Below are 17983 nucleotides of genomic sequence, written 5' to 3' on the forward strand. Positions count from 1 at the left end.
GCAGTTGCGTTGACGCCGACAGTCACTCCAACGGCACCAGCAATTGGCCAGTTGCCCGCGCCAGATGCTCGGTCAACAAGCCGAGCAATTGCCCACCACTGCGCCAATGATGCCAGTACAACGGCACATCGATGGGTTTATCTGGCAATAACTCCACCAGTACGCCCCTTTGCAATTGCTCGCGCACCTGCAATTCCGGCACCAGCCCCCAGCCCAGGCCGGCTTCGGTCAGGCGGATAAAACCTTCGGACGACGGGCATAAATGGTGTTCGAAACCTCCATCCACACCTAGGGATGCGAGGTAGCGATGTTGTAGGAAATCATCCGGGCCAAACACCAGCGCCGGCGTACGCGCCAACTGATCGGCGCGCACGCCGCCTGGAAAGTGCCGGGAGATAAACGCCGGACTGGCCAACGCCCGATAGCGCATGGCCCCCAGCAACAGGCTGCGGGCCCCGGCCACCGGGCGCTCACTGGCGCAGACGCAGGCCGCCACTTCGCCGGCGCGCATGCGCTTGAGGCCGACGGTCTGGTCTTCAACCACCAGGTCCAGCAACAAATGTTGCTCGGCGCAAAAGTCGCCCACCGCCTGCGCCCACCACGTCGCCAGGCTGTCGGCGTTGATGGCAATCCGCAGGCGTTCAGGCATGCCCTCTTCATCCAGGGCTGGCACTTGGCTTTGCAGGTCGCGCTCCAGCAGGCGCACCTGCTGTACATGATTGAGCAGGCGCCGGCCGATTTCCGTGGGGGTTGGCGGCGTCGCGCGCACCAGTACCGGCTGGCCGATGCGCGCTTCGAGCAATTTGATGCGCTGGGAGATGGCCGATTGCGACACCCCGAGTACCTGGGCACCGCGCTCGAAACCGGCCTGTTCCACCACCGCCGCGAGGGCCGACAGCAATTTGTAGTCGAACATCAGTTTTCCTAATGAGCGATGAGCAATATTGGTTTTTCTTATACAGCGCCACACCGGAGAATGACCAGCATCGCGTGTTTACTTTCTTTCAAGGATCTCCCAATGGCTGGCGAAACCGCCCTGGCAACCCTGCTGCGCAGCATGAGCCCACAGCTCAATGCCGGCGACTACGTGTTCTGCACCCTGGCCGATAACCGCCTGCCCGCCTGCGAAGTGATCGGCAGCTTTCGCGAACAGGAAGGCTTGACGGTGATTGTCGAGCGCCAACAAGCCGAACAGGCCGGCCTGGCCTTTGAGTATGTGGCGGCGTGGATCACCTTGAACGTGCATTCGGCCCTGGAAGCCGTGGGCCTGACCGCCGCCTTCGCCAGCGCCCTGGGACGTGCCGGGATCAGTTGCAATGTGGTCGCCGGCTATTACCACGATCACCTGTTTGTCGGGCGCAGCGATGCGCAGCAGGCAATGGATGTGTTGCAACAACTGGCGGCGGGCGCGGAGTAAATCCTATGTGGCAGAGTTATGTTAACGGCCTGCTGGTAGCCCTCGGGCTGATCATGGCGATCGGTACGCAAAACGCATTTGTGCTGGCCCAGAGCCTGCGTCGCGAACACCACCTGCCGGTTGCGGCCTTGTGCGTGGTGTGTGATGCGCTGCTGGTGGCCGCCGGGGTATTTGGCCTGGCGACGGTGCTGGCACATAACCCTGTGCTGCTGGCGATTGCCCGTTGGGGCGGCGCGGCGTTCCTCCTGTGGTACGGCGCCCTGGCCTTGCGCCGCGCCTGTTCGCGGCAAAGCCTGGGCCAAGGCGAAGGGCAGAAGGTGCGCTCACTGCGCGCGGTGATGCTCAGCGCCCTGGCCGTGACCCTGCTCAACCCCCATGTGTACCTGGACACCGTCTTGCTGATCGGCTCCCTCGGCGCCCAGCAAACCGAGCCGGGCGCTTATGTCGCAGGCGCCGCCAGCGCTTCGTTGCTGTGGTTTTCCGCCCTGGCCCTCGGCGCCGCATGGCTGGCCCCGTGGCTGGCGCGCCCGGCGACCTGGCGCCTGCTGGATCTGTTGGTAGCGGTGATGATGTTCAGCGTGGCCTATCAATTGATCAGTGCCTGAGGAATATTCCAAAACGCTCTGGAACCTCTATTCCACACAGTTGTTGCGTGGTTTTGCCGCACCCCCGGTGCTATGATCCAGACCCTGCGCCGCAAAGAGTACAAACTCCCCGGCGCTTGTTTGGCCGCCCGTGATCGGCCTTGCGCTCACCGCAACTGACCTGATTAGGAGAATTATCATGGCTTTCGAATTGCCGCCGCTGCCGTACGCACACGATGCCCTGCAGCCGCACATCTCCAAGGAAACCCTGGAGTTTCACCACGACAAGCACCACAACACCTATGTCGTGAACCTGAACAACCTGGTGCCTGGCACCGAGTTCGAAGGCAAGACCCTGGAAGAGATCGTCAAGTCCTCTTCGGGTGGCATCTTCAACAACGCAGCCCAAGTCTGGAACCACACCTTCTACTGGAACTGCCTGGCGCCAAACGCCGGCGGTCAACCGACTGGCGCATTGGCTGAAGCGATCAACGCCGCTTTCGGTTCGTTCGACAAGTTCAAGGAAGAGTTCACCAAGACTTCCGTCGGCACCTTCGGTTCCGGTTGGGGCTGGCTGGTGAAAAAGGCTGACGGTTCCCTGGCCCTGGCCAGCACCATCGGCGCCGGCAACCCGCTGACCAGCGGCGACACCCCGCTGCTGACCTGCGACGTCTGGGAACACGCCTACTACATCGACTACCGCAACGTGCGTCCAAAGTATGTGGAAGCGTTCTGGAACCTGGTCAACTGGAAGTTCGTGGCTGAGCAGTTCGAAGGCAAGACCTTCACTGCCTAAGCAATCCTTGCAGTAAAAAAAAGCCCGGCGATTGCCGGGCTTTTTTGTGCCCGGTTGAAAATCATGGCACTCCAGCAGCGGAACCCAACGACAGGAATCGACCACAGAGCCCGTGGGAGAAATAACTTCCTCATCTATCTAAGGAGTGTCAGCTATGGGTGGATTAATAAGCGGGATGATGGGCGCAGCCTCGGCAGCCTTGCCGGGGATTGGGCAACTCGTGGGAGCGATGGCGGAAACAGCGGCGAAAATGTTGAAGGGCGGATCAGGTGAAAACGAGGAGAAGGATTCCGGAAAAGTCGCCGAAGATGTCCATGTAAAAACCAATGTGAGCATTACTTACTAATCGGTAAAGCTACCGAGCAGCTCTCGGTGCAGGTAAAAAAGCACACGCCTGCGCTCCCACCAGCAGTGCAAAAGGGCGGCGGACAAGATCCGCCCGCCGCCTTCCCGCCCTTCATCGACTAGGCTCCAGACGCTACCCAGCGCATTGTCCCTTTGACTGCCATCTCGGGATTGCCAATACTCATGGCATATTGAGGCTACCCGCATGGAACAAGGAATGACCCTTTGAAGCTGGAACTCAAAAACAGCTTGTCGGTGAAGTTGCTCCGGGTGGTGCTCTTGTCGGCACTGATTGTGGGCGTAGCACTGAGCGTGGCGCAGATCGTCTTTGATGCCTACAAGACGCGCCAGGCCGTGGCCGGCGATGCCCAGCGCATCCTCGACATGTTTCGCGACCCCTCGACCCAGGCCGTCTACAGCCTGGATCGTGAGATGGGCATGCAGGTCATCGAAGGCCTGTTTCAGGATGATGCAGTGCGCATGGCCTCCATTGGCCATCCCAACGAGCCCATGCTCGCCGAAAAGAGCCGGGATTTGCAGCACTCCCCCAGCCGCTGGCTGACGGATGTGATTCTTGGCCAGGAGCGCACCTTCACCACCCCATTGGTGGGGCGCGGGCCCTATAGCGAATATTACGGCGACCTGAGCATCACCCTCGACACGGCCACCTATGGCCAGGGCTTCATCGTCAATTCGGTGATCATTTTTATCTCCGGGGTGCTGCGCGCCCTGGCCATGGGCCTGGTGTTGTATCTGGTCTATCACTGGCTGCTGACCAAGCCCCTGTCGCGGATCATCAGCCACCTCAGTTCGATCAACCCCGACCGCCCCAGCGAGCACAAGATCCCCCAGCTCAAGGGCCACGAAAAAAACGAACTGGGGCTGTGGATCAATACCGCCAACCAGTTGCTGGCGTCCATCGAACGCAACACCCACCTGCGCCACGAAGCAGAAAACAGCCTGCTGCGCATGGCCCAGTACGACTTCCTCACGGGCTTGCCCAACCGCCAGAAGCTGCAGGAGCAACTGGACAAGATCCTGATCGACGCCGGACGCCGGCAACGCCGGGTCGCGGTATTGTGCGTGGGGCTGGATGACTTCAAAAGTGTCAATGAGCAGTACACCTACCAGGCCGGCGACCAATTGCTGCTGGCCCTGGCCGACCGCCTGCGCGCCCACAGTGGTCGCCTCGGCGCCCTCGCCCGCCTGGGTGGCGACCAGTTCGCCCTGGTCCAGGCCGATATCGAGCAACCCTACGAAGCCGCCGAGCTGGCACAAAGCATTCTCGATGACCTGGAAGCCGAGTTCGCCCTCGACCACGAACAGATCCGCCTGCGCGCCACCATCGGTATCACCTTGTTTCCCGAAGACGGCGACAGCACCGAGAAGCTGCTGCAAAAAGCCGAGCAGACCATGACCCTGGCCAAGAGCCGCTCGCGCAACCGCTACCAGTTCTATATCGCCAGTGTCGACAGCGAGATGCGCCGCCGCCGCGAACTGGAAAAAGACCTGCGTGAAGCCCTGGGCCGCGACCAGTTTCACCTGGTGTACCAACCGCAGATCAGCTATGTCGACCATCGTGTGGTCGGGGTCGAGGCGCTGATTCGTTGGCAACACCCGGAACACGGGCTGGTGCCACCGGACCTGTTTATCCCGCTGGCGGAACAGAACGGCACCATCATCCCCATTGGCGAATGGGTGCTGGACCAGGCCTGCCGGCAATTGCGCGAGTGGCATGACCTGGGCTTCAGCGAGCTGCGCATGGCGGTCAACCTGTCCACGGTGCAACTGCACCACGCCGAACTGCCACGGGTGGTCAACAACCTGTTGCAGATCTACCGCCTGCCGCCGCGCAGCCTGGAGCTGGAAGTGACCGAGACCGGCCTGATGGAAGACATCAGCACCGCCGCCCAGCACTTGCTGAGCCTGCGCCGCTCCGGCGCGCTGATTGCCATCGACGACTTCGGCACCGGCTACTCGTCACTGAGCTACCTGAAAAGCCTGCCGCTGGACAAAATCAAAATCGACAAGAGCTTTGTCCAGGACCTGCTGGATGACGACGACGATGCCACCATCGTGCGGGCAATCATCCAACTGGGCAAAAGCCTGGGCATGCAAGTCATCGCCGAAGGCGTGGAGACGCCCGAGCAGGAAGCCTACATCATCAGCGAAGGCTGCCACGAAGGTCAGGGCTATCACTACAGCAAGCCCCTGCCCGCCCGTGAGTTGGCGGCCTATCTCAAACAGGCCGAGCGCAATAACGCTGCCATCCTGTAAAGCCATGATGGCCACCCAAGGCACGGCCTTGGGCGGCTGGCGCTGGAATGTTAAATTTTTACTGCGTTAACTCTTTACAGAAAATGCAAATCTTTCGCATTATGTCGCAGTTTTGCGCGCCGCACTGCGCCCCGATCAACTACCGAAGCAGGATGTTCGCCATGATTCGTATGCCCCTGGCCACCGCCAGTCTGCTGGCCATCGCCATTTCTCTCGCCGGCTGCGGCGAGGGTAAAGACAAGGCCGCCGCTCCCCAGGCGCCAACGCCAGCTGCCAGCACTCCCGCTCCAACGGCTGCCGCTACCGCCGGCCAGGTTGACGAGGCTGCCGCCAAGGCGGTCGTCGCGCACTACGCAGACATCGTATTCGCGGTATACAGCGACTCCGAGTCCACTGCTAAAACCCTGCAGACCGCCATCGACACCTTCCTTGCCAACCCCAACGACGAAACCCTGAAGGCCGCCCGTACCGCCTGGATCGCCGCGCGCGTACCGTACCTGCAGAGCGAAGTGTTCCGCTTCGGCAACACCATCATTGACGATTGGGAAGGCCAGGTGAACGCCTGGCCGCTGGACGAAGGCCTGATCGACTATGTCGACAAATCCTACGAACACGCTCTCGGCAACCCAGGCGCCACCGCCAACATCATCGCCAACACCGAGATCCAGGTCGGCGAAGACAAGATCGACGTCAAGGAAATCACTGCGGAGAAACTTGCCAGCCTCAATGAGCTGGGCGGTTCCGAAGCCAACGTCGCCACTGGCTACCACGCCATCGAATTCCTGCTCTGGGGCCAGGACCTGAACGGCACCGGCCCTGGCGCCGGCAACCGTCCAGCGTCGGACTACCTGCAAGGCGACGGCGCCACCGGTGGGCATAACGAGCGTCGCCGCACTTACCTGCGCGCCGTGACTCAACTGCTGGTCAGCGACCTTGAAGAAATGGTCGGCAACTGGAAACCCAACGTCGAAGACAACTACCGCGCCACCCTGGAAGCAGAGCCTGGCACCGACGGCCTGCGCAAGATGCTGTTCGGCATGGGCAGCCTGTCCCTGGGTGAACTGGCGGGCGAGCGCATGAAAGTGTCCCTGGAAGCCAACTCGCCGGAAGACGAGCACGACTGCTTCAGCGACAACACGCACTACTCGCACTTCTACGACGCCAAGGGCATCCGCAACGTCTACCTGGGCGAGTACACCCGCACCGACGGCACCAAGCTGACCGGCGCCAGCCTGTCATCCCTGGTGGCCAAGGTCGACCCGGCTGCCGATGAAGCCCTCAAGGCTGACCTGGCGGCTACCGAAGCGAAGATCCAGGTCATTGTCGACCACGCCAACAAGGGTGAGCACTACGACCAGTTGATCGCCGCCGGCAACACCGCGGGCAACCAGATCGTGCGCGACGCCATCGCGGCCCTGGTCAAGCAGACCGGCTCTATCGAGCAAGCTGCTGGCAAACTGGGCATCGGCGACCTGAACCCGGACAACGCTGATCACGAGTTCTGATCCGCGCGGTTTGAATGAGGCGGCCTTCGGGTCGCCTTTTTTGTATTCATCGTTTGCAGTCGCCCTCTTCCCTGTAGGAGCTGGCTTGCCTGCGATGGCGGTGACTGACCCACCGCTATCGCAGGCAAGCCAGCTCCCACACAAGCCAGCGCCCCTGTTAAGCCAAGTCCTACATCAGATCCGCCGCCCTTTGCAGCCCCCGGTTTACAAGCCCTGCACCGCAGGTAGAATGGCGCCTCCAACCGTCACCCGAGCGCAATTCATGGCAATGCCGACCCTGCGGATCATTGGTTTCATCATCGGCATCTTCCTGATTACCCTCGCGGTCGCCATGGTCGTGCCCATGGCGACCCTGGTGTTTTTCGACCGCACCAGCGACCTGCCGTCCTTTCTCTGGGCAAGCATGATCACCTTTATCGCCGGCCTGGCGCTGGTGATCCCCGGGCGCCCGGAACAGGTGCAACTGCGCCCCCGAGACATGTACCTGCTGACCGTCAGCAGTTGGGTGGTGGTGTGTATCTTTGCCGCGCTGCCGTTTTTGCTGACCCAGCACATCAGCTACACCGACTCGTTCTTTGAAAGCATGTCCGGCATCACCGCCACTGGCGCCACCGTACTCAGTGGCCTGGACACCATGTCGCCGGGCATTCTGATGTGGCGCTCGATGCTGCACTGGCTTGGCGGCATCGGCTTTATCGGCATGGCGGTGGCGATCCTGCCGCTGCTGCGCATCGGTGGCATGCGCCTGTTCCAGACTGAATCCTCGGACCGCTCCGAGAAGGTCATGCCGCGCTCGCATATGGTGGCGCGGCTGATCGTGGCGGCCTATGTCGGTATCACCATCCTCGGCAGCCTGGGCTTCTGGTGGGCCGGCATGGGCCTGTTCGACGCGATCAACCATGCGATGTCAGCCATTTCCACGGGCGGTTTCTCGACGTCCGACGAGTCGTTGGCGCACTGGAAACAACCTGCCGTGCATTGGGTGGCGGTCGTCGTGATGATCATGGGCAGCCTGCCGTTTGCCTTGTATGTCGCCACCTTGCGCGGCAACCGCAAGGCGCTGATCAAGGACCAGCAGGTACAGGGCCTGCTCGGGATGCTGCTGGTGACCTGGGTCGTGCTCGGCACCTGGTACTGGTGGACCACCGACCTGCACTGGCTGGATGCGCTGCGCCATGTGGCGCTGAACGTCACGTCCGTGGTGACCACCACCGGCTTTGCCCTCGGCGACTACAGCCTGTGGGGCAATTTCTCACTGATGCTGTTCTTCTATCTGGGCTTTGTCGGCGGTTGCTCGGGCTCCACCGCCGGCGGGATCAAGATTTTCCGCTTCCAGGTCGCCTATATCCTGCTCAAGGCCAACTTGAACCAACTGATTCACCCAAGGGCGGTGATCAAGCAGAAATACAACGGCCACCGCCTGGACGAAGAAATCGTGCGGTCGATCCTGACCTTCTCGTTCTTCTTTGCCATCACCATCTGCATGATCGCCCTGGCCCTGTCGCTGCTGGGCGTGGACTGGATGACTGCCTTGACCGGCGCCGCCAGTACCGTCTCCGGCGTGGGCCCGGGGCTGGGCGAGACCATCGGCCCGGCCGGCAACTTCGCGACCCTGCCGGACGCCGCCAAGTGGATCCTGTCCCTGGGCATGCTGCTCGGCCGGCTGGAAATCATTACGGTGTTTGTGCTGTGTATGCCAGCGTTCTGGCGGCACTGACATTCGCTGAAGTTTCCAGTAGCCGCGCCCGGTATTCGCCGGGCGTGGCATCGAACCAGCGGCGAAACGCGCGGAAGAAGTTACTCGGGTCGGCAAACCCCAGCAGGTAAGCGATTTCCAGCAGGGTCATGCTCGGCTGCGCCAGGTACTGCTCGGCCAACTCGCGGCGGGTGTCGTCGAGCAGGGTCTGGAAGCTGGTGCCCTCCTCCTGCAAACGCCGCTGCAAAGTGCGCTGGGACAGGTGCAAGGTCTGCGCCACCACCTCACGCTTGGGTTCGCCCTGGGGCAGCAGCCGGCATAGCACCTGGCGGGCCTTGTGGGTCACGCGGCTCTCGGAAAACCTGGCCAGGTATTCCCCGGCAAACCGATCGTGCAACAGCGCCATCGCTTCATTGGCAGTGGGCAGCGGCGCTTCCATGTCCGCCCGCTCGAAGATCAGCGCGTCATACGGTGCGTTGAACACCAGCGGTGCATGAAAGGCCTGTCTATAGGGTTCCAGGTCGGCAGGCTGAGCGCCTTGCACCAGCACTTTGCGCGGCTGCAACGTGCGCCCGGTCAGCCAGCCACATAACGCCAGCGCGCAGGCCAGCGAGGCCTCGGCGCTTTGCCGGGTGGGCGGCAGGTGGTCGCCGTGTACCGTGAGGATCAAGGCATAGCCTTCGGGCAACAGACGGAAACTCAGGTCGGCGCTTTCGGCAATGATCCGCTGGTAGCGCACCAGCCGGGTAAAGCCTTCAGCCAGGGTGCTGCTGGACATCAAGGCGTAACCGGCCACATGGAACGACGCCGGGCGCACCACCTTGCCCATGTTCAGGCCGATGGCCGGATTGCCCGACACCTCCACCGCCCGCTGCCAGAGCCGGGTCATGGAGTCCTGGGGGAACCGCGCGTCGGGGTCGTCCAGGGCGCGGTAATCCAGGCCCAGCTGTTTGAACAGGGCGCGGCAATCCAGGCCCTCGAGCTCCAGCGCCTTGACAATCCCCATCGCCCAACTTGCAGAAGTCGTTCGTTCGTTCATGGCGTTTTCTTGCGCGCTTTCTATGAAGGGACGGCTGAAACCGCAGCCAGGAACCCAAGGATACTAAAGTGGCGTCTATTGTCACTGGCCCTTGCCTGTGATGACTCTAGACTCAAATAAACTCCCCGCCGAACATCCGTCGGGCACAACAAAAACCAGAGGGCCGGCCAACGTGGAAAATGTCAGACAATTCAATAGCTTCGCCGAGTTCTATCCGTATTACCTGAGCGAACACGGCAACAGCACCTGCCGGCGCCTGCATTTTATCGGTACCAGCCTGGTGATTTTTATTCTCGCGCTCGCCATCGGCAAAGGCGCCTGGTGGCTGCTGTGGGTACTGCCGGTGGCCGGCTACAGCTTTGCCTGGGTCGGGCACTTCTTCTTTGAAAAGAACCGCCCGGCCACTTTCCAGCATCCGTTCTACAGCCTGCTGGGAGATTTCGTGATGTATCGCGACATGATCCTGGGCAAGGTGCCGTTCTAACCTACCCAAACAATAAGAGACCCGCCGATGAGCCAGCAGGCCCGCTTTACCCATATGCAGGACGGCACCCAGGAAGACTGGGCGATCATCGCCGCCGACTTCAGTGCCTACGCCCGCCAATTGCCGGGGCGCATCCTCGCGCACCTGCGGCTGCTGGAAGGTGACTTCGGTGGTTTCCCGGTGGACCGCCTGACCCATTCCCTGCAAACCGCCAGCCGCGCCTGGGTCGATGGCCGCGACGAAGAATATGTGGTCTGCGCGCTGCTCCACGACATCGGCGATACCCTGGGCTCCTACAATCACCCGGACATTGCCGCCGCTATCCTCAAACCGTTCGTCAGCCCACAGAACCTGTGGATGGTGGAAAAGCACGGGATTTTCCAGGGCTACTACTTTTTTCATCACCTGGGCATGGATCGCCACCTGCGCGAGCAATTTGGCGAACACCCGCAGTACGAGCAAACCATTGAGTTCTGTGCCCGCTATGACGCGGCCGCGTTCGACCCGGCCTATGCCACCCTGCCCCTGAGCTTTTTCGAACCAATGCTGGCGCGGGTCTTCGCCCAGCCCAAGACTTCGATCTACAAGGCCGCCATGGAGCGCCAGGCCAGCGTGTGACCTCTTGTCACTTGCGTGTTGGCGCAAATGGTTCGTGGATTTGCCGAGATAAAAGTCTTTTTGTCATTTGCAGTGCTGTATCCTGCCCAGGCTTTGTGAAAAGCGCGGCACATCTGCAATTCCACAACAGACCTTGCGAGGAGCGACGACGATGCACGAGATTCCCAATCTCCCCTTCCCAAGCCTGCACGAGACCGAGCAGCCAACCCCGCAACAGGCCGGCAGCGACAAGCCAGTACCGGCACAGGCAACACCGGTCGACAGCGATAGCGACGACTGACCGCAGTACCCAGACCGTGTGGAAAGCGTGACACTGCGCGCTTTCCACACCGCCTGAATCAAGAGACACGCCACATGCCCGACACTCCCAAGCATTCCCCCGATGAAGCGATACTCGGCGCCGCCCTGCAAATGGTCGATGTGTGGAGCCGCCTCAGCCCGGAAAAGCAGGCGCTGCTGCTCAAGCGCTTCGGCACCCAGGAAAACGCCCTGGCCGCGCTGGTCACCACGCGCATGCTCAACCCCGCCCCCCTGTAGGAGCCACTTGCCGGCGATCGCAGTCATGCAGCCGCCAAAGGTTTTATGCCCTGTACAGCGCAAAGCATCGGTATCATAAGCAGCCTATCTTTTCCTGCCGCGACAGTGGACCCTTCCCATGCCAGATACCCAGCGCCCCATGGCGGTCACGCTGCAAGTCGTTTCCATCGTGCTGTTCACCTTTATCGGCTACCTGAACATCGGCATTCCCCTGGCCGTATTGCCGGGCTATGTCCATAGCGACCTGGGCTTTGGCGCCGTGATCGCGGGCCTGGTGATCAGTGTGCAGTACCTGGCCACCCTGCTGAGCCGGCCCTACGCCGGGCGTATCATCGACAACCGCGGCAGCAAGCGCGCGGTGATGTACGGCCTGGCCGGCTGCGGCTTGAGTGGGGTGTTCATGCTGGCATCCGCCGCCCTGACCCATCTGCCGGCCCTGAGCCTGGCCAGCCTGCTGATTGGCCGGCTGGTGCTGGGCAGTGCCGAAAGCCTGGTGGGATCGGGCTCCATTGGCTGGGGCATCGGCCGGGTCGGCGCGACGAATACCGCCAAGGTCATCTCCTGGAACGGTATCGCCAGCTACGGCGCCCTGGCGATTGGCGCACCTTTGGGGGTGCTGCTAGTCCGCCAGTTCGGGCTGTGGAGCATGGGCGCAAGCATCATTGCCCTGGCAGTACTGGGCCTGTTGCTGGCCTGGCCCAAAGTCGCGGCGCCCATCGTGGTGGGCGAACGCCTGCCATTCATGCATGTGCTCGGCCGCGTGCTGCCCCACGGCTGCGGGCTGGCCCTGGGCTCCATCGGCTTTGGCACCATCGCCACGTTTATCACCCTGTATTACGCGACCCAGAACTGGGATAACGCGGTGCTGTGCCTGAGCCTGTTCGGCGCCAGTTTTATCGGCGCGCGCTTGCTGTTCGGTAACTTGATCAACCGGATCGGCGGGTTTCGCGTGGCGATTGCCTGCCTGTCGGTGGAAACCCTTGGCCTGTTGCTGTTGTGGCTAGCGCCGAATGCCGAGCTGGCCCTGGCGGGCGCGGCCTTGAGCGGCTTCGGGTTTTCCCTGGTGTTTCCGGCGCTGGGAGTTGAAGCAGTCAACCTGGTGCCCGCCTCCAGCCGTGGCGCGGCGGTGGGTGCCTATTCGTTGTTTATCGATTTGTCACTGGGGATCACCGGGCCACTGGCAGGGGCGATTGCGGCGGGTTTCGGCTTTGCCTCGATCTTCTTGTTTGCCGCGCTGGCGGCCTGCGCCGGGCTGCTGCTGAGCCTGTACCTGTATCGCCAGGCCCCCAAATACCGCGACGAACGTAACGCCGGCTAGAAATCTACCTTGCCGCGCCCGGCCTTGATGCTGCCGCGCTTGGTCTTGGATTCCAGGCGCCGTTTTTTCGAGCCCAGGGTGGGCTTGGTCGGGCGGCGTTTTTTTTCGACCTTGGTCGCGCTGAGGATCAACTCCACCAGGCGTTCCAGGGCGTCGGCGCGGTTCTGTTCCTGGGTCCGGTACTGCTGGGCCTTGAGGATCAGCACGCCGTCGCTGGTAATACGGCTGTCGCGCAGCGCCAGCAAGCGTTCCTTGTAGAACGGCGGCAACGAGGACGCGCCGATATCAAAGCGCAAGTGCACGGCGCTGGAGACCTTATTGACGTTCTGCCCGCCTGCGCCCTGGGCGCGGATGGCCGTCAACTCGATTTCGGCATCGGGCAGGTGCACGTTACTGGAGATCACCAACATGGAAAGCGGGTCCGTTGACACCTGTAGGAGCCGGCTTGCCGGCTCCTACAGGGTGGGCTAGTTGTTCAGCGAGGATACAGCACTCAAGTCGGCCAGCGCCTTGCGCTTGTTCTTGAGCACGTAGCACACCCACATAAAGGCCACCCAGACCGGAATCGCGTACACCGAGACCTGGATCCCCGGAATCAGCAGCATGACTCCCAGGATAAACACCACGAACGCCAGGCACACATAGTTACCGTAGGGGTACCACAGCGCCTTGAACAAAGGCACCTGAGCGGTGCGGTCCATGTGCTGGCGGAACTTGAAGTGCGAGAAGCTGATCATCGCCCAGTTGATCACCAACGTGGCCACCACCAGGGACATCAGCAGTTCCAGGGCGTGCTGCGGGATCCAGTAGTTCATCAACACCGCCACCAGGGTGACAGCCGCCGAGGCCAGGATCGAACGCACCGGCACGCCGCGCTTGTCGATCTTCGCCAGCGCCGCCGGGGCGTCGCCCTGCTCGGCCATGCCCAGCAGCATGCGGCTGTTGCAGTAAGTGCCGCTGTTGTACACCGACAGCGCCGCCGTCAGTACCACAAAGTTGAGGATATGCGCGGCAGTATTGCTGCCCAGCATCGAGAACACCTGCACGAACGGGCTGCCGCTGTAGGCATCGCCGGAAGCGTTCAAGGTCACCAGCAGGCTGTCCCACGGCGTCAGCGACAACAGCACCACCAGGGCGCCGATGTAGAAGATCAGGATGCGGTAGATCACCTGATTGATCGCCTTGGGGATCACGGTGCGTGGCTGGTCCGCTTCCGCGGCGGTAAAGCCGAGCATCTCCAGGCCGCCAAACGAGAACATGATGATCGCCATGGCCATCACCAGGCCGCCAACGCCATGGGGGAAGAATCCGCCGTGCTCCCACAGGTTGCTCACCGACGCCTGGGGCCCGCCGGTACCGCTGACCAGCAGGTAGCTGCCCAGGGCGATCATGCCGACAATCGCCACTACCTTGATAATCGCAAACCAGAACTCGGCCTCGCCAAACACCTTGACGTTGGCCAGGTTGATCACATTGATCAGCACGAAAAACGCCGCCGCCGAGACCCAGGTCGGAATCTCCGGCCACCAGTAGTGCACGTACTTGCCGACGGCGGTCAGCTCGGACATGCCCACCAGAATGTAGAGGATCCAGCAGTTCCAGCCCGACAGAAAGCCTGCGAAACCGCCCCAATACTTGTGGGCAAAATGGCTGAAGGAGCCGGCCACTGGCTCTTCGACGATCATTTCGCCCAGCTGGCGCATGATCATAAAGGCAATGAAACCGCAGATGGCATAACCAAGGATCATCGACGGACCGGCTGACTTCAGCACCCCCGCCGAGCCCAGGAACAGGCCGGTACCGATCGCGCCACCGAGGGCGATCAATTGAATATGACGATTTTTCAGGCCGCGCTTCAGTTCGCCTGAATGCGAGTTGGGTTCACTCATGAAAAGGGTCTCACGCAAGGTTTGATGATGTTCAATACACGATGCTGCTTTGAAACCGACTCAAGCAGCGCCGATCAAACCCCAGCGCAGGCACCAGGAGTTCAGCGTCTTTCTAACGGTCATGCGTCACCTGTTTGTTTTTATCTGTGACGAAATCGAACCCGTCCGGCTTATGGCCAGGCGGAGTTAACAAGGCAGCTAGCCTTGAAGGCCTTTTGCGTGGATACGCAAGGGGGGTCACAGTAAAACGCGGCGCATTGTACACCGCTCGATCCGTTAGGGAGGGTTGTGGGGGAGATTGTTGGCCAGCCGTAAGATTTTCTTTACAGAAAAAGCCCATCGAGGGCACGCCCCGCCTAGGCCCATCCATCCCGTAAAACAATCGTTACAGACCGGAAGCTATTTATGACGCTCCACCGACTCCCACGTGGCGAGCGGGCTTGTCGGATCGCCGCATCGCCGCGAAGACATCGGCCCAGCAAACATTGATGTTGACTGACCCACTGCTTTCGCGAGCAAGCCCGCTCCCACAGGGGATCTCACTGGGGCAGAGAATGTTGGCACCACCACAGATCACGTGTGGGAGCGGGCTTGCTCGCGAAGACGTCGGCCCAGCAAACATTGATGTTGACTGACCCACTGCTTTCGCGGGCAAGCCCGCTCCTACAGGGGGGCTGCGCTTAACTGACTGGCATTAGGGCAAGCCCGCTCGCCACACCGCGTGCAAAAAAAAACGCCAACCCGCAGGTTGGCGCTTTTTCTTACAGCTTGAAGCTTAAAACTTGCTGCTGCTCTTAGGGCTTCTTACGCCCAAAACCCGGGCGCTGGCCGGAGCCTGCCGGCGCACCGCGGCGCTTGCCCGACGGCTCATCAGCTACCAGTTTGAGCCCTGGGCGCTTTTTCGGCGCGGGCTTGGCTGGGCGCTTGGCACCTTCGGCTGGACGATCGGTCTGCGGAGCACCACGGCCGGTATCGCCACGGTTGCTGCGACCGCCCGTTGGCGCCTCGCCACGACCGGCCGGACGCGGAGTACGCGGTGCACGCTCGCCATCCTGACGGGCCGGAGCCGACGGACGACGATCGCCCTCGATCTGCGGCTGACGGGAAATACGACCGCCAGTGGCCGGTGCATCCAGCGCCGGGCGCAAAGTACGGGCAACGCGCTCGGTACGTGCCACAGGGCGCGACGATTTACGCTGCATGCGCTCCAGCTTGTCTTTGCTCTTGGCGTTCATCTGCGGCATGGCCACAGGGGTCAGGCCGACTTCAGCACTGAGGATGTCGACTTCGTACTGGCTCATTTCGCGCCAACGCCCCATCGGCAGGTCCGAATTGAGGAACACCGGGCCGAAACGCACGCGCTTCAGGCGGCTGACCACCAGGCCCTGGGATTCCCACAGGCGCCGTACTTCACGGTTACGCCCTTCCATCACCACGCAGTGGTACCAGTGGTTGAAACCTTCGCCACCTGGCGCCTGCTTGATGTCGGTGAACTTGGCCGGGCCGTCTTCCAGCACCACGCCAGCCTTGAGGCGTTCGATCATCTCGTCATCGACTTCACCCCGTACACGCACCGCGTATTCGCGGTCCATCTCGTAGGACGGGTGCATCAGACGGTTGGCCAGCTCACCGTCGGTGGTGAACATCAGCAGGCCGGTGGTGTTGATGTCCAGGCGACCGATGTTGATCCAACGGCCTTCTTTGGGCTTGGGCATCTTGTCGAACACGGTTGGACGGCCTTCCGGGTCGTCACGGGTGCAGATCTCGCCGTCGGGCTTGTTGTACATGATCACGCGGCGCACCGATTCGGCGGCCTCTTCACGCTTGATGACCTTGCCATCAATGGTGATTGCGTCATGCAGATCGACGCGCTGGCCCAGGGTGGCTTCAACGCCATTGACCTTGATGCGCTTCTGGGTGATCCAGGCTTCTACGTCGCGGCGCGAGCCAACGCCGATACGGGCGAGGACTTTTTGCAGTTTCTCGCCGGCTGGGCCGATTTCCTGGCTGTCGTTCTGGTCTTGGTCTTTCATCTTAAGCACCTCCCGGTGTGTCGATTCAGGCGTGGCCTGAAGGTATTGAAACTGGGGTCTTGGGCGAACGCATCGCCAAAGGGTCGCGAATCATACGCTCATGGCGCGCATTGCGCATCAGAGACTAGTCGATATGGGCCGGCTCATTTGCTTTTCCGCCGACCGGTGGCGCCCAGGGCGATCAGCCGTAGCTCGGCTTCGGCCAGCACCGCGCGCTTGTCGACTTTGTCGAGCTTCTTCCAGGCCCGGATCTCACGCTTGCTGCGCCCGCAGCCGACGCAGATGTCGTCGCTGAATTTGCAGAGGCTGATGCAGGGGTCTTTGGTGGAGCTCATCACTACCTCACGGCACAGGGCTTTTCTGTAGGAGCTGGCTTGCCTGCGATGGCGCTGGGTCAGCACCGGATAGGCTGGCTGACACACCGCCATCGCAGGCAAGCCAGCTCCTACAGGGGATCTCGTTTGCAGCACGAGTTTGGCTACACAACACATCAATGTGGGGGGGCAGACCGGGTCAGTCTTCGAATTCGCGGCGTTCGTTTTCGATGGCTTCGGCCAGTGCCCGGGCTTCGGCTTCTTCTTCGCTCAATTCGGGTTGTTCCAGGGCGGCAACGGCAGCCAGCAGTTTTTCGCGGGCGGCCGCCACACCCAGGATGTCTTCCTCAGGCTCAGGTTCGACCGCAGGCGCCGTTTCAACGTTCATCGGCGTTTCGCCCGCCCCATCACGCAGCAAGTCATAAAAGTCGGTCTTGATCCCCTGCTCCATATCGTCCAGCTCCAGCAGCAAGGTATGGAAACTGGTCTCGTCCTTCGGCTCCTCCGGTTCGGCGCTGGCATCGGCCAGTTCCTGCAAACCGGGCGGCACCGGGGCATCGTCGAAGTCGAGCACCGGTTCGGCCTCGATCTCGCGCAGCTCGGCCAGTGGCGGCAGGTCGTCGAGGTTTTTCAGGTTGAAGTGGTCGAGAAACACCTTGGTGGTAGCAAACATCGCCGGTTTGCCGGGTACGTCGCGGTAGCCGACGATGCGGATCCACTCGCGCTCCAGCAGCGTCTTGACGATATGGCTGTTGACCGCCACACCGCGCACATCCTCGATCTCGCCACGGGTGATGGGCTGGCGATAGGCAATCAGCGCCATGGTCTCCAGCATCGCCCGGGAATAACGTTGCGGGCGCTCTTCCCACAGGCGCCCGACCCACGGCGAAAATTTCTCACGGATCTGCAAGCGATAGCCCGAGGCCACTTCCCTCAGCTCAAAAGCGCGGCCGTCACAGGATTTACGCAGGATTTCCAGGGCCTTCTTGAACACCGGCGGTTCCGGGCGCTCGGCTTCTTCAAACAGTTCAAACAGGCGCTCCAGCGATTGCGGCTTGCCCGAGGCCAGGAGGAAGGCTTCCAACAGCGGTGCCAGTTCGCGAGGTTCAGTCAGATTCATCAATTCAGCTC

The 17983-nt window shown here is 61.6% G+C and carries 19 protein-coding genes; 12 read left to right on the forward strand and 7 right to left on the reverse strand.

Going from position 1 to position 17983, the window contains the following annotated elements; genetic code table 11:
• Positions 1-22 precede the first annotated feature (22 nt).
• Positions 23-916, reverse strand: coding sequence for a LysR family transcriptional regulator ArgP (locus ACSSVH_RS19595; RefSeq protein WP_170041915.1), 894 nt, complete (start codon positions 914-916; stop codon positions 23-25).
• Positions 917-1018: 102 nt separating this feature from the next.
• Here ACSSVH_RS19595 and ACSSVH_RS19600 point away from each other — a divergent pair, with 102 nt between their 5' ends.
• The 7 genes from ACSSVH_RS19600 to ACSSVH_RS19630 all read left to right on the forward strand — a co-directional run bounded on the left by ACSSVH_RS19600 (position 1019) and on the right by ACSSVH_RS19630 (position 8641).
• Positions 1019-1417, forward strand: a complete 399-nt coding sequence (locus ACSSVH_RS19600; RefSeq protein ID WP_169955358.1) for an ACT domain-containing protein — start codon at positions 1019-1021, stop codon at positions 1415-1417.
• A 5-nt stretch (positions 1418-1422) separates the two neighbouring features.
• Positions 1423-2022: a LysE/ArgO family amino acid transporter gene (locus ACSSVH_RS19605; protein ID WP_169955359.1), complete on the forward strand. Its 600-nt coding sequence runs from the start codon at positions 1423-1425 to the stop codon at positions 2020-2022.
• A 178-nt stretch (positions 2023-2200) separates the two neighbouring features.
• Positions 2201-2797, forward strand: coding sequence for a superoxide dismutase (locus ACSSVH_RS19610; RefSeq protein ID WP_017125974.1), 597 nt, complete (start codon positions 2201-2203; stop codon positions 2795-2797).
• Positions 2798-2951: 154 nt separating this feature from the next.
• Positions 2952-3143: a hypothetical protein gene (locus ACSSVH_RS19615; RefSeq protein WP_169955360.1), complete on the forward strand. Its 192-nt coding sequence runs from the start codon at positions 2952-2954 to the stop codon at positions 3141-3143.
• A gap of 224 nt (positions 3144-3367) precedes the next feature.
• Complete coding sequence (locus ACSSVH_RS19620; RefSeq protein WP_169955361.1) at positions 3368-5419, forward strand: putative bifunctional diguanylate cyclase/phosphodiesterase; 2052 nt, start codon at positions 3368-3370, stop codon at positions 5417-5419.
• A gap of 161 nt (positions 5420-5580) precedes the next feature.
• Positions 5581-6924: an imelysin family protein gene (locus ACSSVH_RS19625; RefSeq protein ID WP_169955362.1), complete on the forward strand. Its 1344-nt coding sequence runs from the start codon at positions 5581-5583 to the stop codon at positions 6922-6924.
• A 262-nt stretch (positions 6925-7186) separates the two neighbouring features.
• A complete protein-coding gene (locus tag ACSSVH_RS19630) occupies positions 7187-8641 on the forward strand; it encodes a TrkH family potassium uptake protein (RefSeq protein ID WP_169955363.1) in 1455 nt (484 codons plus the stop codon).
• Here ACSSVH_RS19630 and ACSSVH_RS19635 read toward each other — a convergent pair.
• Complete coding sequence (locus ACSSVH_RS19635) at positions 8598-9659, reverse strand: AraC family transcriptional regulator (RefSeq protein ID WP_169955364.1); 1062 nt, start codon at positions 9657-9659, stop codon at positions 8598-8600. The two genes, ACSSVH_RS19630 and ACSSVH_RS19635, sit on opposite strands and share 44 nt — an antisense overlap.
• Before the next feature lie 172 nt (positions 9660-9831).
• On the opposite strand from ACSSVH_RS19635, the gene ACSSVH_RS19640 reads away from it, so the two are divergent.
• The 5 genes from ACSSVH_RS19640 (at position 9832) to ACSSVH_RS19660 (ending at position 12616) form a co-directional block, all read left to right on the forward strand.
• Entirely contained in the window at positions 9832-10143 is a 312-nt protein-coding gene (locus tag ACSSVH_RS19640) for an Mpo1-like protein (protein ID WP_170041913.1), read from the forward strand.
• Between the two features lie 27 nt (positions 10144-10170).
• Positions 10171-10761, forward strand: coding sequence for an HD domain-containing protein (locus ACSSVH_RS19645; protein WP_170041912.1), 591 nt, complete (start codon positions 10171-10173; stop codon positions 10759-10761).
• A 151-nt stretch (positions 10762-10912) separates the two neighbouring features.
• Positions 10913-11041, forward strand: a complete 129-nt coding sequence (locus ACSSVH_RS19650; protein ID WP_262376940.1) for a hypothetical protein — start codon at positions 10913-10915, stop codon at positions 11039-11041.
• Positions 11042-11115: 74 nt separating this feature from the next.
• The gene (locus ACSSVH_RS19655; protein ID WP_169955367.1) at positions 11116-11298 is read left to right on the forward strand and encodes a hypothetical protein; all 183 of its coding nucleotides are present in this window, start codon (positions 11116-11118) and stop codon (positions 11296-11298) included.
• Positions 11299-11416: 118 nt separating this feature from the next.
• Positions 11417-12616 carry an MFS transporter gene (locus ACSSVH_RS19660; protein ID WP_169955368.1) on the forward strand — a complete coding sequence of 400 codons (1200 nt, stop codon included), beginning with the start codon at positions 11417-11419 and terminating at the stop codon, positions 12614-12616.
• Here ACSSVH_RS19660 and arfB read toward each other — a convergent pair.
• The 5 genes from arfB to scpB all read right to left on the reverse strand — a co-directional run bounded on the left by arfB (position 12613) and on the right by scpB (position 17972).
• Entirely contained in the window at positions 12613-13026 is a 414-nt protein-coding gene (gene arfB, locus ACSSVH_RS19665; protein ID WP_057439984.1) for an alternative ribosome rescue aminoacyl-tRNA hydrolase ArfB, read from the reverse strand. The two genes, ACSSVH_RS19660 and arfB, sit on opposite strands and share 4 nt — an antisense overlap.
• A gap of 57 nt (positions 13027-13083) precedes the next feature.
• The gene (locus ACSSVH_RS19670) at positions 13084-14505 is read right to left on the reverse strand and encodes an amino acid permease (RefSeq protein ID WP_169955369.1); all 1422 of its coding nucleotides are present in this window, start codon (positions 14503-14505) and stop codon (positions 13084-13086) included.
• Between the two features lie 794 nt (positions 14506-15299).
• On the reverse strand, positions 15300-16538 hold the full coding sequence (gene rluB, locus ACSSVH_RS19675; protein ID WP_057960500.1) for a 23S rRNA pseudouridine(2605) synthase RluB: 1239 nt from the start codon (positions 16536-16538) through the stop codon (positions 15300-15302).
• 143 nt (positions 16539-16681) lie between these two features.
• Entirely contained in the window at positions 16682-16873 is a 192-nt protein-coding gene (locus ACSSVH_RS19680) for a DUF1289 domain-containing protein (RefSeq protein ID WP_057439987.1), read from the reverse strand.
• A gap of 178 nt (positions 16874-17051) precedes the next feature.
• Entirely contained in the window at positions 17052-17972 is a 921-nt protein-coding gene (gene scpB, locus ACSSVH_RS19685) for an SMC-Scp complex subunit ScpB (RefSeq protein ID WP_492633625.1), read from the reverse strand.
• Between the last annotated feature and the right edge of the window lie 11 nt (positions 17973-17983).

The sequence above is a fragment of the Pseudomonas sp. HC1(2025) genome, assembly GCF_058742075.1.

Coding starts and splice junctions, on each gene's coding strand:
- ACSSVH_RS19670 (WP_169955369.1), bottom strand. CDS start 14,505: ATGAGTGAACCCAACTCGCATTCAGGCGAACTGAAGCGCGGCCTGAAA.
- ACSSVH_RS19600 (WP_169955358.1), top strand. CDS start 1,019: ATGGCTGGCGAAACCGCCCTGGCAACCCTGCTGCGCAGCATGAGCCCA.
- ACSSVH_RS19660 (WP_169955368.1), top strand. CDS start 11,417: ATGCCAGATACCCAGCGCCCCATGGCGGTCACGCTGCAAGTCGTTTCC.
- ACSSVH_RS19635 (WP_169955364.1), bottom strand. CDS start 9,659: ATGAACGAACGAACGACTTCTGCAAGTTGGGCGATGGGGATTGTCAAG.
- rluB (WP_057960500.1), bottom strand. CDS start 16,538: ATGAAAGACCAAGACCAGAACGACAGCCAGGAAATCGGCCCAGCCGGC.
- ACSSVH_RS19605 (WP_169955359.1), top strand. CDS start 1,423: ATGTGGCAGAGTTATGTTAACGGCCTGCTGGTAGCCCTCGGGCTGATC.
- ACSSVH_RS19650 (WP_262376940.1), top strand. CDS start 10,913: ATGCACGAGATTCCCAATCTCCCCTTCCCAAGCCTGCACGAGACCGAG.
- ACSSVH_RS19655 (WP_169955367.1), top strand. CDS start 11,116: ATGCCCGACACTCCCAAGCATTCCCCCGATGAAGCGATACTCGGCGCC.
- ACSSVH_RS19615 (WP_169955360.1), top strand. CDS start 2,952: ATGGGTGGATTAATAAGCGGGATGATGGGCGCAGCCTCGGCAGCCTTG.
- ACSSVH_RS19625 (WP_169955362.1), top strand. CDS start 5,581: ATGATTCGTATGCCCCTGGCCACCGCCAGTCTGCTGGCCATCGCCATT.
- ACSSVH_RS19610 (WP_017125974.1), top strand. CDS start 2,201: ATGGCTTTCGAATTGCCGCCGCTGCCGTACGCACACGATGCCCTGCAG.
- arfB (WP_057439984.1), bottom strand. CDS start 13,026: ATGTTGGTGATCTCCAGTAACGTGCACCTGCCCGATGCCGAAATCGAG.
- ACSSVH_RS19595 (WP_170041915.1), bottom strand. CDS start 916: ATGTTCGACTACAAATTGCTGTCGGCCCTCGCGGCGGTGGTGGAACAG.
- ACSSVH_RS19630 (WP_169955363.1), top strand. CDS start 7,187: ATGGCAATGCCGACCCTGCGGATCATTGGTTTCATCATCGGCATCTTC.
- ACSSVH_RS19680 (WP_057439987.1), bottom strand. CDS start 16,873: ATGAGCTCCACCAAAGACCCCTGCATCAGCCTCTGCAAATTCAGCGAC.
- scpB (WP_492633625.1), bottom strand. CDS start 17,972: ATGAATCTGACTGAACCTCGCGAACTGGCACCGCTGTTGGAAGCCTTC.
- ACSSVH_RS19645 (WP_170041912.1), top strand. CDS start 10,171: ATGAGCCAGCAGGCCCGCTTTACCCATATGCAGGACGGCACCCAGGAA.